This window comes from Bacillota bacterium, assembly GCA_013314855.1.
GTDB lineage: Bacteria > Bacillota > Clostridia > Acetivibrionales > DUMC01 > Ch48.
Genome location: JABUEW010000020.1, coordinates 29,926 through 45,260, shown reverse-complemented (window position 1 = coordinate 45,260; position 15,335 = coordinate 29,926). Strand labels below are relative to the sequence as shown.

Annotated in this window: 14 protein-coding genes; all 14 read right to left on the bottom strand. The window is 33.8% G+C overall.

The window, feature by feature from the left end; genetic code table 11:
* Positions 1–472 precede the first annotated feature (472 nt).
* Complete coding sequence (locus HPY74_05160) at positions 473–781, bottom strand: hypothetical protein (protein ID NSW90069.1); 309 nt, start codon at positions 779–781, stop codon at positions 473–475.
* 133 nt (positions 782–914) lie between these two features.
* Positions 915–1,637, bottom strand: a complete 723-nt coding sequence (locus tag HPY74_05155; GenBank protein NSW90068.1) for a phosphocholine cytidylyltransferase family protein — start codon at positions 1,635–1,637, stop codon at positions 915–917.
* A gap of 39 nt (positions 1,638–1,676) precedes the next feature.
* The gene (locus HPY74_05150) at positions 1,677–6,371 is read right to left on the bottom strand and encodes a CDP-glycerol glycerophosphotransferase family protein (GenBank protein NSW90067.1); all 4,695 of its coding nucleotides are present in this window, start codon (positions 6,369–6,371) and stop codon (positions 1,677–1,679) included.
* A 157-nt stretch (positions 6,372–6,528) separates the two neighbouring features.
* Positions 6,529–7,341 (bottom strand): flagellin, encoded by an 813-nt coding sequence (locus HPY74_05145; GenBank protein NSW90066.1) that lies wholly within the window; start codon positions 7,339–7,341, stop codon positions 6,529–6,531.
* A gap of 228 nt (positions 7,342–7,569) precedes the next feature.
* Positions 7,570–7,845 carry a carbon storage regulator CsrA gene (gene csrA, locus HPY74_05140; GenBank protein ID NSW90065.1) on the bottom strand — a complete coding sequence of 92 codons (276 nt, stop codon included), beginning with the start codon at positions 7,843–7,845 and terminating at the stop codon, positions 7,570–7,572.
* Positions 7,799–8,311 (bottom strand): flagellar assembly protein FliW, encoded by a 513-nt coding sequence (locus HPY74_05135; GenBank protein ID NSW90064.1) that lies wholly within the window; start codon positions 8,309–8,311, stop codon positions 7,799–7,801. Before HPY74_05135 ends, csrA begins: the two co-directional genes overlap by 47 nt.
* Positions 8,312–8,467: 156 nt before the next feature.
* The gene (locus HPY74_05130; GenBank protein ID NSW90063.1) at positions 8,468–9,010 is read right to left on the bottom strand and encodes a hypothetical protein; all 543 of its coding nucleotides are present in this window, start codon (positions 9,008–9,010) and stop codon (positions 8,468–8,470) included.
* Positions 9,011–9,035: 25 nt separating this feature from the next.
* Positions 9,036–9,947 carry a flagellar hook-associated protein FlgL gene (gene flgL / locus HPY74_05125; GenBank protein NSW90062.1) on the bottom strand — a complete coding sequence of 304 codons (912 nt, stop codon included), beginning with the start codon at positions 9,945–9,947 and terminating at the stop codon, positions 9,036–9,038.
* A 32-nt stretch (positions 9,948–9,979) separates the two neighbouring features.
* On the bottom strand, positions 9,980–11,626 hold the full coding sequence (gene flgK, locus HPY74_05120; protein NSW90061.1) for a flagellar hook-associated protein FlgK: 1,647 nt from the start codon (positions 11,624–11,626) through the stop codon (positions 9,980–9,982).
* 30 nt (positions 11,627–11,656) lie between these two features.
* On the bottom strand, positions 11,657–13,090 hold the full coding sequence (gene flgK, locus HPY74_05115; protein ID NSW90060.1) for a flagellar hook-associated protein FlgK: 1,434 nt from the start codon (positions 13,088–13,090) through the stop codon (positions 11,657–11,659).
* Positions 13,091–13,178: 88 nt separating this feature from the next.
* The gene (locus HPY74_05110; GenBank protein ID NSW90059.1) at positions 13,179–13,682 is read right to left on the bottom strand and encodes a flagellar protein FlgN; all 504 of its coding nucleotides are present in this window, start codon (positions 13,680–13,682) and stop codon (positions 13,179–13,181) included.
* Between the two features lie 23 nt (positions 13,683–13,705).
* A complete protein-coding gene (gene flgM, locus HPY74_05105) occupies positions 13,706–13,993 on the bottom strand; it encodes a flagellar biosynthesis anti-sigma factor FlgM (GenBank protein ID NSW90058.1) in 288 nt (95 codons plus the stop codon).
* Positions 13,994–14,083: 90 nt separating this feature from the next.
* Entirely contained in the window at positions 14,084–14,515 is a 432-nt protein-coding gene (locus HPY74_05100; GenBank protein NSW90057.1) for a MerR family transcriptional regulator, read from the bottom strand.
* Positions 14,516–14,612: 97 nt separating this feature from the next.
* A complete protein-coding gene (locus HPY74_05095; protein ID NSW90056.1) occupies positions 14,613–15,299 on the bottom strand; it encodes a ComF family protein in 687 nt (228 codons plus the stop codon).
* Between the last annotated feature and the right edge of the window lie 36 nt (positions 15,300–15,335).

The following is a 15,335-nucleotide window of genomic DNA, read 5'->3' as shown; positions in this document are numbered from 1 at the left end:
TTGCTGTTACAGCAAAATCTTCTATAAAATAGTTAATATAAGTGAACACTATATCACATTTTTTAATTAACTATATATTTGGGTGGAATTTAATCCTACAAAGTGGATTTTACTTTTTCATTTCACCCACCAATAAATCTATCATAAAATCATCCTTTTAAAGGAACAATATTGCACCATAATGCATATTACTATATGTCATTATCTTATGTGACATATTATATACTAATTTTACACAAAATTCAATGATTTACAACTACTTGTGTAAAGTACAGGTAGAACAATATTAGCGCAATATATTGTGACAATTCTTCAAAGCGATTCCATAAGACTTGAAAATTCTTTCATTTAATCCAAGCTTTGTTTTAAATAGAACTATACCAATTTTACAAGACATACATGTCTGTCCTCTAATGACCGTAATAACATCCTCTAAAAACTATCTAAAAAAGCAAAATTTAAGCATTTCAAATTACAGTTCAATAATGTCGCTCTGAGAAACAGTTTTAGTAAATTCTGAATTTCTTTTGTTCCGTAACCCACGTACTTTTATTTCCCATATATCACCGTCAAGTACTTCAATAGCTACAATTAAATAGCTTACGCCATTTTTAGATAAAGGATCTCTAACAATTATCTTTTTTACTAAAGGGAGTGTTCCTGGACTCCATTTCCCGGTCTGGTAATTAAATTCTTCTATTACTATATTATCAGTCTTAATGATATCAACTTGCAATTCTCTTTCTATAATTTTACAAATATTCTGCCATATTATACGCATAGTATCACCTTCAATTTTATTTGCTACATATAATATAGAACGTATTTGAAAAATAGTAACATATTCTTGCTTAACATGTTTAATCTGCAAAGATTACAAAACTCTTATTATAATCGTTATAAATTACGTCATTTCATATTTCTTCTCCAAATAATTTTTCTGCTTCCATCAAGTCCATATAATTATCAATTTCAACCCATTTTTTATTAAAAATATCATATGGAAATGCTATTAATTCACCATTATTGAAGAGATTGTTCAACATTACTTCTGTCCAACGGGTTTTTTCATTTTTTATTTCTATGATTTCATACATTTCATTTTTGATACATTCTAAATCATCCTTCATAATTTTATATATGTCAATAGATGTTCCGTAAGACTGTTCTGCAGAAAACTCTTTAGATATTCCTTTAATTATTCCTTGTTCTACAATTATTTTCATAGATTCTCCCAAATATCTACCCCTTTCTACCGCAACCATTGTATTGTGTTGTAATATCATACCCTTTAAAATATCTTTATCAAAAACCACATCTGCATTCATTAGTATAATGTCATCATCTAAGTAATCTTTTGCAAGATAAAAAGAATACATATTATTCGTACTATCATATTCCTTGTTCTCTACAAATATGAAATTAATATCAGGATAGTATGTTCTACAATGATTCACTAATTTTGCTGCTTTATATCCATTACATATAATTACATCATAAATACCAACCGATTGTATAGCATCAAGAATATAATTAATTATTGGCTTGCCATTTACTTTTACGAGTGTTTTTGGTGTATTATCAGTTATAGGACGTAATCTTGAACCTATTCCTGCCGCTAAAATTACCGCTTTCATAATTTCTAAAACCTCACTTTAAAAGTATTCATAAAATAATTACATGCTACTCAGGCAATTATCAATAAATTCCCATGTTCTTTTCGTTGAAAATCCATCTTTAAATTCATGAACCTTGTCTAGAACAATCTTCCTTTTATCCTGGTAATAATTAGTGTTAGCTAAACAATTTATTATTTCTTTCTCAAGTTCAACTTGCCTTAAGCATTTAGGTCCAGGCGTCCAATCCTCATAAGGTTCCAATAAAAACCCCCGATTTTTCCTATACTCAATTAAATCTACAGGTGTGAATATAATCGGTCTATCTAATAATAAAAAATCAAAGTAAATGGAGGAATAATCTGTTATTAAAACATCACATCCATTTAAAACTTCATACAAATCCAGTTGCTTCTCAAAAAGCATATTATTAGTAATAATTCGTATATTTTTACTCTCTTTTAAACTATCAATTACAATATGCTCTTCTGCCGGATGTAGTTTCAATATTAAAACTATATTATTCATCTGCAAAAACTGACTAAAACCTTTATTATCGAAAGACTCAAAACCAAAGTAATTATTCCACTTTCTATTTCCATCCTCCCTATTTCCTCTAGCGGTATACCTATATGTAGGAACATATAAAACAATATTCTTATTAATTAAATCAATTTGTAATAAATTCGATAAATTTTCTCTTCCATTAGTTACAAATAAAAAATCATTCCTTGGTGCACCCAGAATTTTATATTTATTTTTCTCTACTTGTATACATTGATTCATAATCTCATTGAATAACTTTGAGTAAGACGCTATATAATCTATATTAGTCCATATTTTCTCAATATTATCTTTAAATTTTTCTCCTTTATCCACATATCCCATAGATTTTATAGGAAATCCATGCCATAAATCTATCACTAATTGTTTTCTATTAAATAGTTCTTTATTAAAATGATAATTTCCTTCAGTTGTAATTACTACATTACTTGTAATAATTTTATAAAAAAAACTGTAGCTGTTATCTTGATTAACTAGTTCAACATAATATTTATCCTTTATCTTTTCCGGTATAAGCTTATACATTGCAATATTGTTAGAACCAGAATAATTAGTATTTACTAGTGTTATAACCTTTGATGTTGCTCTTTTTTTATAGTCATTAACTCCTGCCAAATCTGATTCTCTATAAATATGATAAGCAGGATAATGTGTGTCAACATAAAGATCGAGCCCTAACGCTTTAGCTCGAATACAGAAATGCCTATCTTCCCCCCAAAATGATAGGTTTTCAATCTCTTTAAAATTAACACCTTTTTCGATTGCATACTTGCTAATCAATGTACATGCTCCTAATCCTCCTACCTTATATATGCCAGGTATTTTTAATTGATTAATAAATGCCTGCCTTCTATTTGTTATTTCATTTTTGGTTAGTTGTTCGCCGCGTCTAGTATTATATTGAGTATAAGCATCCATTAACCATACCTGTGGTAACTCGGGCAAATTCGGTTCCCATTTAGTCCAAAATATTTCTGAAATTATGTCTTTACCCGTTGATAGTAGATGTTTTAATGTATTTGGATGTAATACTATATCAGAATCTACAAAAAACACATAATCATAATCATTCCTTTTGGCATACTTAATTATCATATCTTTAAATTTCGCTACTTTCCATACTAAGTTTTCCTTCCAATGATGTGTATGATTATCACATCTATAATCATCCTCATTTTGAGTTTTGTAAATGAAAACATTTTTTAATTTTTCAGCAAAATGCTTTAATAAATCACTCGATTCTTCAATTTTGTTGTCATCAATAAAATAATAGTCTACTTTCATTACATCTTTTTCCAATTCCTCTAATGACCGTAAAAACTCTCTTAGAATTTGGGGTTTTTGATATATAGGACTTCCTATTAGCACTTTGTTTTTACAGCTTTTGATAGAAACTCCAACCGTCTTTTCTATTTCTTTTTTCAAATTTATATCATTCGTTCGATTATATAATCTTTTAAAAAGGTGATTAGCTAGCCCAAATTGGCCATTATTAAAGTAAAGGCATGCCATATTATAAAGAATATCAGAATTATTATTGTCTATTTTATACCCGGCTCCTAATATCTCCTCCGCCTCATCCATATCCCCTTCCATTATGGCTATAACTCCTTTTATGGAGTAAATATCTATATCATCTTTTACAATATCCTCATATTCCTTTATCAGTTCTTTAGCTTCTTGAAGTAAATTTTGCTCTATTAATGACTCGATATTACTTTTGAACTGTCTTTTATAGTCTTCCATTTCAACATTAGTAATAGAAACACTTTCTTCGTTAAACGTATCTTTATTCATTGATGAATTTTTACTATTCCAATTATCACTCAATTCTTTACCCACAATTCCTTGTTGCTCCATTTTAGTCACAATATAATTTGAGTCGGGAGAATGCTTCTCACATAAAAAGCTTGACAATTCTTCTTCTATTTCTTTTTTGAGCTCAACATCATCTGTTGTTTCTAAAATTTTATTATAAATTTCTACAGCTTTTTCAATTTGTCCTCTAAGTTTATACAAATAAGCCTTATTATACAATAAATCACAGTTTCGATGATTTATTTTAAGACCTTCCTCTAATGCTTTTTCAGCATCTTCTAATCTATTTTCCATCATGGCTAAAACTGCTTTCATGGAATATATATCTGCATCTGTTTTTATTATTCTTTCATACTCATCAATGAGAGTTTTTGCTTTATTTAATTCTCCGCAATTAATGTAATGTATAATATGTTCTTTTACTTTTGTTTGATATTGTTGTAAACTTTCGTTTTCAATATTCTCGTTTTCCTGTAATTCATCCAACAAAATTTGTATGCCCTTTTTCATAAAAGGATATGCATTGAGAGCTTTTCTTAAGTAACCAATATAACTTCTTTTGTCCCGAACTTTTATATTATTAGCCAGATAAATGTACATTAAAAATGTATGCTCTTCGTTTTTTACATCACAAACCATTTCCTTTTCTATAATTTCTTTATTATAAAGTTTACTGATATAAAAAATACCATCATTTAAATATCTTCTAAATATTTGCTTGTATTGGACTTCATCTAATTCCTCTGATAACAATAGGAATTTATCTATCTCCTTACTAATTCTTACTTGAATTAAATTATTACTGATAACCTTAATATTTTCTAAATATTCTACAATAGTTTTTATAAACCCTTCATGTTTTTTATAACAATGCCCTAAAAACTGCATGAGCTTGTTTTCACTTACTTTTTGAATTATTTTTTCCAATGGAATCTTTGCTTTAATTAAATAGTAAATTATATCTCCATAAAATGGCGGAATTTCATTGTAATCAATTTCAGAAATATTTTTTAGCATATCTTCATTAATTTCGAAGATATCTTCTTTTAGATTAATCCTTATTTTATTTAATAAGCTGTAAGCTGTACTTCCAGTAGAAAATTCCATTATTATTCTTATTTGCTCTTCCAAATCTAAATTCTTCATATAATTTTCTAATGTTTCTTCAAATTTATGAATAATGCTTTTATCGTCCCTCCTGGATACTTTTTCATCATAATAAATTTTTAAATCATGAATGGAATTTAACTTTAAGTAAGCTGAAATAATTTGATAAAAAACAGAACTCAAAACGTTTATATCATCTATTTTTTTTGCATATTCTAGTATTTTTTCGTAATTAGCTGTTCTTTCATATAAAACACATAAGTCACCAAAGGCATAATTTGCTTTATCTAACGAATAATGGGCAACAGCATTGTCCTTTATTGTATCAAGTTGTTTCTTTCTATACAAATCTAACAGTGACAAATATTTATAATAACTTCTTATGGCTTCTTCATTTTTCATAAGCATCTTTTGCGCACTTGCCATATAAAAGTATAAGTCTATATATCCGTCTTTTACAGATAAGGCTTCCCTGCATATTTCTTCTACCTTATCATATTTTTCATTTGCATAATACATCATCATTAAATGGGTATATATATACATCCTATTATGTAAGGTCATGTTTTTCTTTTTCGCGATTTCATAAGCCTTTAACGCATATTCCAATGCTTTTTCATAATTTTTATACATCCCATAGCTGGCGGATATCTGATACCAGATATAAATATTATCCGGTTCTTTATTTAGCTCACTTTTGAGTATTTCTGTATTTCTCCTGAATTTTCTCTCCATTAAAACTTTGTCCGTCGATATATATCCATAATGAACCAATGTAGTATTTAAGGCATATATAGGATTTTTGTACTGTGGTTGTTCATGGACAGCCCCTTTAAATCGAAAATCTTTATCCTTTTTAAACAATCGTAAAATCATGGTCACAGCATAACTAGCATCATCTTTATCTTGCATAATATTTTTTAATAAAACGCAGGCAGAATTGTATTTATTACATATATTAGAATTTAAAAAATGAATCATTTCTCCTGGATTTTCCAGAATTTCATCCCCATCTATAAAAAAAAACCATTCTCCTTTTGAATATTTTACGGTCATATTCCTGATTTCCGAAAAATTATTATTCCACTTATGATAATATACTTTGTCGGTGTATTTTTTTGCAATTTCTACTGTATTATCCTCTGACCCAGTATCTATAATAATCAGTTCCGACTTTACTTTATTCATAATTGGCTTTAAACTTTCAAGGCATTTTTCTAAATGCTTTGATTCGTTTTTAACCATCATACCAATGCTAAGTTTCATAATCCGATATCCTTTTCTATTTTTTGATTTTATTGCAGCTGTATAAACATAAAACTTCCAAAATATCTATATTTATTAAAATTTTATTTGCACACAATTTTAATAAAGGGAGTCTGTATACTGACTCCCTTTATTAAAAATACTATCTTTTCATATACTATCTTAATAACTGAAGCACTCCCTGAGGAGCCTGATTTGCCTGGGCAAGCATTGCTGTTGCTGCTTGCTGCAGAATATTCTGTCTTGTAAATTCCATCATTTCCTTTGCCATGTCTACATCCCTGATTCTGGATTCTGCTGCCTGTAGATTTTCTGCCGCATTATCCAGGTTTTTAATGGTATGTTCTAGACGGTTTTGCCATGCACCCAACTGGGACCGTTCAGAAGAAAGTGACTTAATGGCATTATCTATGGTTTCTATAGCAGCATCTGCACCAGTTTGAGTAGAAATATTCACTCCACTTACACTTAATCCACTAGCTGTCATGTTACCAATACTAATAGTCAACGTTTGTCCTGAATTTGCACCTATATGGATCTGTTTAGTTGAGAAACTTCCATCCAATAGTTTTTGAGTGTTAAATTCCGTATTGTTTCCGATTCTATCCAGTTCTGCAATTAACTGAGTAACTTCCTTCTGAAGTTCAGCTCTATCATCATTTGTGTTTGTATCAGTGGAAGACTGTACTGCCAGTTCTCTCATTCTCTGAAGAATAGCATGGGATTCATTTAATGCCCCCTCAGCTGTCTGAATTAGGGAAATACCATCTTGAGCATTTCTTGAAGCCTGATTTAAACCTCTAATCTGTGATCTCATTTTTTCTGAAATAGTAAGGCCTGCTGCGTCATCACCTGCTCTGTTAATCCTATAACCTGAGCTTAATTTTTCCATTGAACGTGCACTAGCACTATTAGTAATGGATAACTGCCTGTAGGTGTTCATTGCCATTAAGTTGTTGTTAATTCTCATAAAAACTACCTCCTTGTTTTTTTCCGGGCCTCCCTGCCCGCAGTTTGTTTTTGTTTTTTTGTTTGAATTGCTTTTGGTTAATTATAATTCTTGCAATATAATATAATGTATTTTTCATGCGGCCGCTATGAAATACACTTTATCACATCTTATCTATTATATCGATATTTTTTGCGGAAACTTTATAGGAAAAATAATTTTTTTCTTCTTTTTTGTTTTTACTTGTCTTTATTTATCCTTATCTTCACCTTTTTTGTTTCTACCTTGTCCTTTTCCCATCATTAAAGCCTGCTTTAAAACATCAGTTGATAAATTATTCTGTATTTCTGCCGCCCTCCGGTTTTCCTCCTGTATTTCAAGGTATATTTCTTTTCTGTGGATAACTACATTTTTCGGAGCTTTAACTCCGATACGTACCTGATCTCCCTGTATTTCCAGTACTGTTATTTCTATGTTATCACCTATTACAATAGACTGGTCCTTCTTTCTTGTCAGAACAAGCATTTGCCCCTACCTCCTGTCTGGCAATTTCATCCATGATATAATGCCTTATGCTATATTTATCGGTATCAAGTATAGCCTGCATACCCTTCATATTCCTTACATTTATTACGAGGGGGGCTTTTAGATTTATGCTTATTTTCCTGATATCCTCAGGTACCACTGCAATAGCATATAACACTACATCTTCCTCTTTCTCTATTCCCAACAGCTCTACAACTTCATCGTTCAGCTCTATGTCATAGTTCGGTCTGAATACAAAAGGGTTAGCTATTACAAAGGCCAGCATTGGATCATCTACGCATTGGAGCCACTTGAAAGGGGATTCATTTCCCTCTTCTTCAGGATTTTGCGTATCTAATATTATAAATTTTCTTACATTCTCAAAGCCCGGTAATCCCTCTTCAAAGGTTATTATTGCTTCTTCCTGAACAATAATTTCTCCAAAATGCCTCGTATTAAGCACCATTAGATTTTCCCCCAGTATTCCAGTATATTGACATATTTCTTCCTTAACTTTCTTATACTTAACAACACCTGCACTAAAGTGCAGAGGTTACGTCATTTTAATGGCGGATAATTTTAATAGTAAACAAAAATACGCCTTCTAACAATCCCTTTCGAGTTATATAAACCTGTCCACTTTTGTCCCTGCTATTGTACCGTTCATCCTGTACATCCTGGTTATATATTTTACATCGTACTTAGGCCTTGCCTTTGGTATAAAATCTATGCCAAATTCCTTTTCAGGGAAAGCATCCCTTTCAGCTATATCAGCTAATGGATTTCCCCCCAACTCAATAGCTGCAAGCCTATCCCCATCTTCTGCTGTTTTACCGATATACTCCATTACATGCTGGTAAGCCCTCTGAGCCGACTCCCTCAGCAAATCCATCGTATTTTTATACCCAACACTTGCAAAGGCTTCGTATTGGTCAATTTCCAACACTGCCTCCCTGCTTTTGGTTATCGTTTTGCTTTCTGTTTTATTCCATTCTATTATGCTGTCATCCCAGGTACCTACACTCTTTTGTGTTCTATTCTTCTCCGCACTGCTTTTCCCGTCAATTCCTGCTGCTGTGTTTTTTATTCCTTTTAAAAACCGCATTTTTTCTGAAATACGGTAATTCTCTTTAACAGGGTTTATTCTTTCTACGGGAGTTATCACAATTCCAACCTCCCTTTCTTTTTTATCACCTTAAAAAGTCCAGCAGTGTGGGCATTATTATCCTTGCCCCGCCCGCCAATGACGCCCTGTAAACATTTTCTTCATTTTTAAGGTTAATTATTGCCTCCACTTCATCTATATCTTCATTCAAACTCATCAATTTTGTAAAGTTTATGGTATCATTACTCAGACGGTTTGAGGTAAGCTCAAGCCTGTTCAACCTGGCTCCCACATCAGCCCTCACCCTCAAGAGATTATCATGGGCACTGTCCATAACTCCTATCATCTTCCCTACTTCCTCATTTTTTCCTGAATCCAGGGCAGCAAGATAATCATCAAAAACCTTTATAAATGCAGGGACGTTACCTTTTACAGCGTCAGCCCCGTTATTAAACAAATCTCCTCCCGGGACATTTACATTAATATCATCGCCTATTCCTATTTCAAACCTTATTTGTTCATTAGCATTCACAACATCAATATTGAAAGAACCATCATCTCCTATCAGCAGCTTGTTTGTGCTAAATCCTGAAAATATATACCTTCCCGCATAGGTGGTATTTGCAAGGTGGATTACCTGCTCCCTGAGCTGTTTTATTTCTTCCCTTATCTTCTGCAAATCATCCGGCGTTTTTGTCCCATTGCTTGCATCCACTGCCAGTTCCCTTGCTCTCTGGAGCACATCACCTAATTTTGCAATTGTATCTTCTGTTATTTCCATCCAGGACTGGGCATCCTCTACATTTCTCTTGTACTGCGCCACTTCCGCCAGATCTGTCCGCAGTTTCAATGCCCTTGCAGCCACAATCGGGTCATCTGAAGGTACCGCTATCTTTTTGCCCGTAGCAAGCTGATACTGGTATTTACTCATCCTGTTCAAATTCTTTCCTATGTAGCCTACCATATTGTTTATGAGCATATTGTTGGTAACTCTCACTCATAATCACTCCCATCCATTTTTAAACTACCTTACACCCCAAGCTTGTTTATTAAGGTATCATAAACTTCGCTCATTGTTACAATCATCCTTGCTGCTGCATTGTATGCGTGCTGGTATCTTACCATATCAGCCATTTCTTCATCCAGTGATACACCTGAATACGCAAGCCTCCTGTTTTCTATCTGTTTTATAATGTTCTCCCTATTCTCGGAATGCCTTACTGCCTGCTGTGAATCTATGCCAAGGGTTGCTATAAGTGACTTCATAAAATCTTCCGGTGCCCCTTCTGCAAACATACTGGTATTGTGCCTCATTTTAATAAGTTCATAAAGCACCTTTATATTGCCAACTTCACCCTCAACATCTGAAGTGGCAATATTGTTATAATCCTCCAATACATCTCTGCTTATAGTAAAATTCTTGGCAGTTACATTCTTATACCTTTCTATTATACTGGAAATATCCCCTGCCCCATCAATAAAAGCTTCACTATCAAGGGGTTTTCCGTCATCGCCTATTATTGTAAAAAACCTGATACCTGTCTTAGCCGAAAGAGCTCCGTCACCATCAGGATCCAAACCGTACCCGTCTGCATGTCCTATTCCATCTTCGCCAGGGTCAATTACACCGTCACCGTTTTTATCAATATAGCCCTCGTTAAAAGCCATTGCAAATATCCTTACAAAGGTATTCATCTGCCTTATGTAATAGGGAATTCCTTTAAAATTAGGGCTGGCAGTTTTTCCGTCAATTCCCAGCATTCCGTCATTACCGTCTCTTATATCAAGGTACCCTTTCAATTCACCGCCTTTTGCCTCAAACTTGTTTCCGTCTTCCCAGCTTATTTCATACAAATCCGGGATATCCTCCTCATTCAGTTTCATGGTATCATCTCTGCGGGTTAGCTTCAATTGAGTCACATTAAAGTGATTTACAAGAGATTTGCCGTTTATAGTAATAATAAAATGCTTTTCAGGCATTCCGTTGGGCATTTTGCCTGTGATTACCTCATTTGCCTCAATATTTACTATTTTAGACAACTCATCAACCAAAAGGGTCCTTCTATCCCTTAAATCATTGGCTACGCTTCCATCCAGCTCTGCTGTATAGATTTGCTTGTTCAACTGCTGAATCTGCACTGCGAGCGAGTTTATTTCTTCAACCTTAAGCCTTATCCTCTGGTTAACATCAGCTTGAAGTTTTTCAAAATGGTTAGCCATACTGTTGAAATATTTTGCCAGGGTGACTCCTTTCTGCTGTACCAAAGTCCTATTTGGCGCAGATGAAGCGTCTTTTAACAGTTCCTGAAGTGCATTGAAAAACTCGTTCATTATAGTGGTAAAACCACTTTCAGAGGGCTCATTAAAAGTAACTTCCATATCTGCAAGAAGTTCCATTTTGGCTGACCATTCTCCATAAGCCTTGTTTTCACTCCAATACTTGTAATCTAAGTACTCATCCCTTATCCTGTTTATTGAAACAATTTCAGAACCCGTACCTATCATACCGGCAATTCCCGGTAGAGGATAGGGTCTAGCAGCAACTTGTGTCGCTTTTTGCCTGGAATACCCTGGAGTATTCACATTGTTTATATTATGATTGATTATATCAAGATGTTTTTGGGCGGTAAAAAGCCCCCTTACTGCAGTATTAAACCCGAAAAAGGATCCGCTCATAAACTTTCACCTTCTTCATTGCCTTGTTTATTATCTTCCAACTAAACCCATACGGTTAATAATTGTTTCCATCATTTCATCTATAGCATTAAACGCCCTTGAAGAAGCGTCATATGCAAATTTAAACCTCATCATATGCGTCATTTCTTCGTCTAAGGAAACTCCTGAAAGAGCCTCCCTTTTGGCATCAGCTGCCATAAGCAGGTTATATTGGTTCTCAGCGATACTTGCAGCCTGGTCTCCCTTCTGTCCGATTTTTGAAATTATACTCTGATAATATTCATCAATGCTTAATATTCCCGTCTCATCCGGAATTAAAGGCTCATTCCTTAAGTTTGAAATCTTTAATGCTATAGTATTATCCCCTGATTTTTCCATATTTGATGCCACAATATTGTTCAAGTCCGCTAGGTTATCATTTAGCTTAATATTTCCCAGAACCATAGGTAATCCATTTTTAATCGGCTTAAAGAAGTCATCCCCATCTTCCGGAGGTTGTCCCATGGTCTTCCCGCTTCTATGCAGTTTATTAATTTCTGAAACCATGGCACTAATCAAGTTGTTCAGCATTTCTCTTGTTTCTTCAACTTCACTTATTGAATCTATCAATCCTTTTAAAGTTCCACTCTTCAAGGGAGATGTTATTTCTGAGCCTTCCAGCTTTATTATTGGCTTTGGCAGGCCCATTATTCCGTTCCCCATACCCTCTTCCACATATAGCTTGGTACTCTTTTCTCTGTTTACTACTGCATAACCTCCAATTGTCACAAGGAAATAACCTTCCGGTGTTTCAGTTATTTCCGCATTTACAAGCCTTGTTAACCTGTCTGCAAGAAGATTTCTTTGGTCTCTGTAATCATTAGCGGTACCCCCTGATACCTCGTACTTATAAATAACAGCATTAAGTTGAGCTATTTGTGAAGTTATATTATTTATTTCATTAACGCGTACACTAATCTCCGAGGTTAAATCCCTTTGTAACTTGTCCAACTGTTCTCCTATATGGTTGACGGTGTTTATCAATGTTTCTCCCCTCTGCCTTACTATAGCCCTTACTGTTAAACTCTCAGGTTCTTTGGCCAGTTCATGCCATGAATCCCAAAACTGGTTCATAACACTCTGTAGTCCTTCTTTCATAGGATCACCCAATATGGCCTCTATGTCCTGGATTGTTTTATACTTGGCCTCCCAGTAACCAAAAGACATGTTTTCCTTCCTGTACATGATGTCAAGAAAGCGGTTCCTTATTTGTCTTATCTGCTGTACATCAGCCCCTAAGCCCAACTGGTACAGGCCGCTTTTACCTTGGAGTGTTTGGTACGGTGCATTCGCAATCATCGCCTGTTGCCTTACATAGCCCGGCGTATTCAAGTTTGATATGTTATGGCCTGTTACATTAAGGGCCCGTTCATTTACAAACAAACCTGATTTTGCTATTTCATAACTTCCAAATCCAACTGCCATAAAGATCCGCCTTCCTTAAGAATATGTTTCAATACGTGCTTTAATGTATAATGCCGCTCATCCTACCATCCTAACATTCTACAGCTTTCTATAACTTTACGTCAAAAAGGCTGTAATGCTCTCCATTTCCCTCTTTTCCATCTTTTCTATACTTAACACCCCGGCTGTTTGCTGAAGTCATAAGGTTTATTGAAAAATCTATATATTCCAGTGAATTATTTATCAAAGTTTTATTCAACTGGTTTATTTTTTTAATTTCTTCAACGGTATTTATAATACTTTCTTTTGTCTTTTTAAGTTTTTCTCGCTGTACTGTATCCAGCTTTTCTATAATTGACGTAATGGTAAGAGCAGAAGGAGCTACCTGTATATACGAAGCTATTTCTGCTACAATCTGTTCCCTCATTCCTTCAAGTTTCCCTATCCTGTTAACCAGAACCTGCTCGTTTTTTGTGATATTTTCCAATTCCGCCACGTTGCCATTTATAATAACTTCAGTCTTTTGCCTTGATAGATCCAGGAAACTACAATAGATCTCATCCTCTTTTTCAAGGACATCAGAAAGTCTTTCCACCAACTGAGAGTCCAACATAAATATTCCTCCAAACCATGGTTCTACACTTTTTTATCAAAAACCGATTTTATAATTTTTTCGGCTATTTCGCTTCCCTTTACATTATAATTCCCTAAGTGTAGTTTTTTTTCAATTTCTTCCACTTTATCCTTCCGAATGTCAGGGATGTCTTTTAAATACTTCATGGCCAATTGATAATCTTTAGCTTTATCGGATATTGATACTACATCCTTTTTAGGCTTTACTTCCGTAATTTCTCTTATTTTATTCACACTCTTATTCTTACCGTATATCCCGGGGATACCGGAAATATCTCCCCATATTTTCATAACCTCTTTTTCACCTCTTTTCAATAATAATATCGGTAAATATAAATAAATATTAATATCATTATTTGAATATTATCTTTCCAGTAAAAATTATTTTTCTTTTTTCTTATCCCCCACTGATAGGTACCTCATCCCAACACTGGGACGTTCCCCTTGAAAAGATTTTTTACCCTTCATTTTATTTGCTGCCATTGAAAACTCCGTAGACATACTTCGGCTGCATTCATCACAGAACCTACCGGTTTTTATAGGTTCACCGCATTTTTCACATCGCAGTATGGGTATCCCATCATCCCCAATAATCTCCAACCTTCCCTCCCGTAAAAACTTTTTTATTTTATCTATTCCCATATTAAGGTCACTGGCAACCTGGGAAATGGATGCCCCCGGATTTTCATAAAGATATTTCTTTATCTTTTGGAAATCCGCTTCCTCCTCATCTTTACAAGCAGGGCATATGGGGATACCTCCAATGTAGTTGAACAATTTCCCGCACCTTTTGCAATTTTTCAATTCAGCCATAATAAAACCCTCCCGATAAATACTATTTTATATTTTATTATAGTTATAGTATAGAAACTTCGGTCCTACATAAAACCCTTGATATTAGCTAAAGGTTTTATATATGTAAAGCTGCTGCAATAACCGCAGCATAAACTTCTCTTGCACCGGCTTTTTTAAGCATCCTGCTGCATTCGTTCAGAGTATAGCCTGTAGTTAGTACATCATCAATAAGTAAAATAACCTTACCCTCCACTTCCTTTTCATTAGTTACCTTAAAGGCACCTTTTACATTAAGGTACCTTTCGTTTTTATGGAGAAGGCTCTGGGTATCTGTATATCTCAATCTTGTCAGAAGTCCGGATTTATCAGGTATACCAATAATCTTGCCCAATTCTTTGGATATAAGCAGAGATTGATTATATCCTCTCCTCCTTTCCCTTTGTTTATGTAAAGGCACACTAATTATTATATCAAATTCCGCTACGTTTATCATTGTCTTTAACATATCGGCCATAAGGTTTGCAAAAGCCCTGTAATAAGAGTATTTCCCAAAGTACTTGTATCTCATTATTGCCTCTTTAATAATTCCACTATATTCACATACGCAAAATACTCCGTCAAACCATGTAGATCCAGGATCAGTACCATGCATAAACTCCTCTACAAAAGCCAAATGGTCAGTTATTAACGGTATTTTGTTAAAACATTTGCTGCATATTTCCATTTCAACCTTATATCCCAACAATTCTGAGCAAAATATACATTTAGGCGGAAAAATCAGCCTTTCTACAAATTCAAGAATACCACCATCCAGTTTAATCACTCCTACCGTATAATA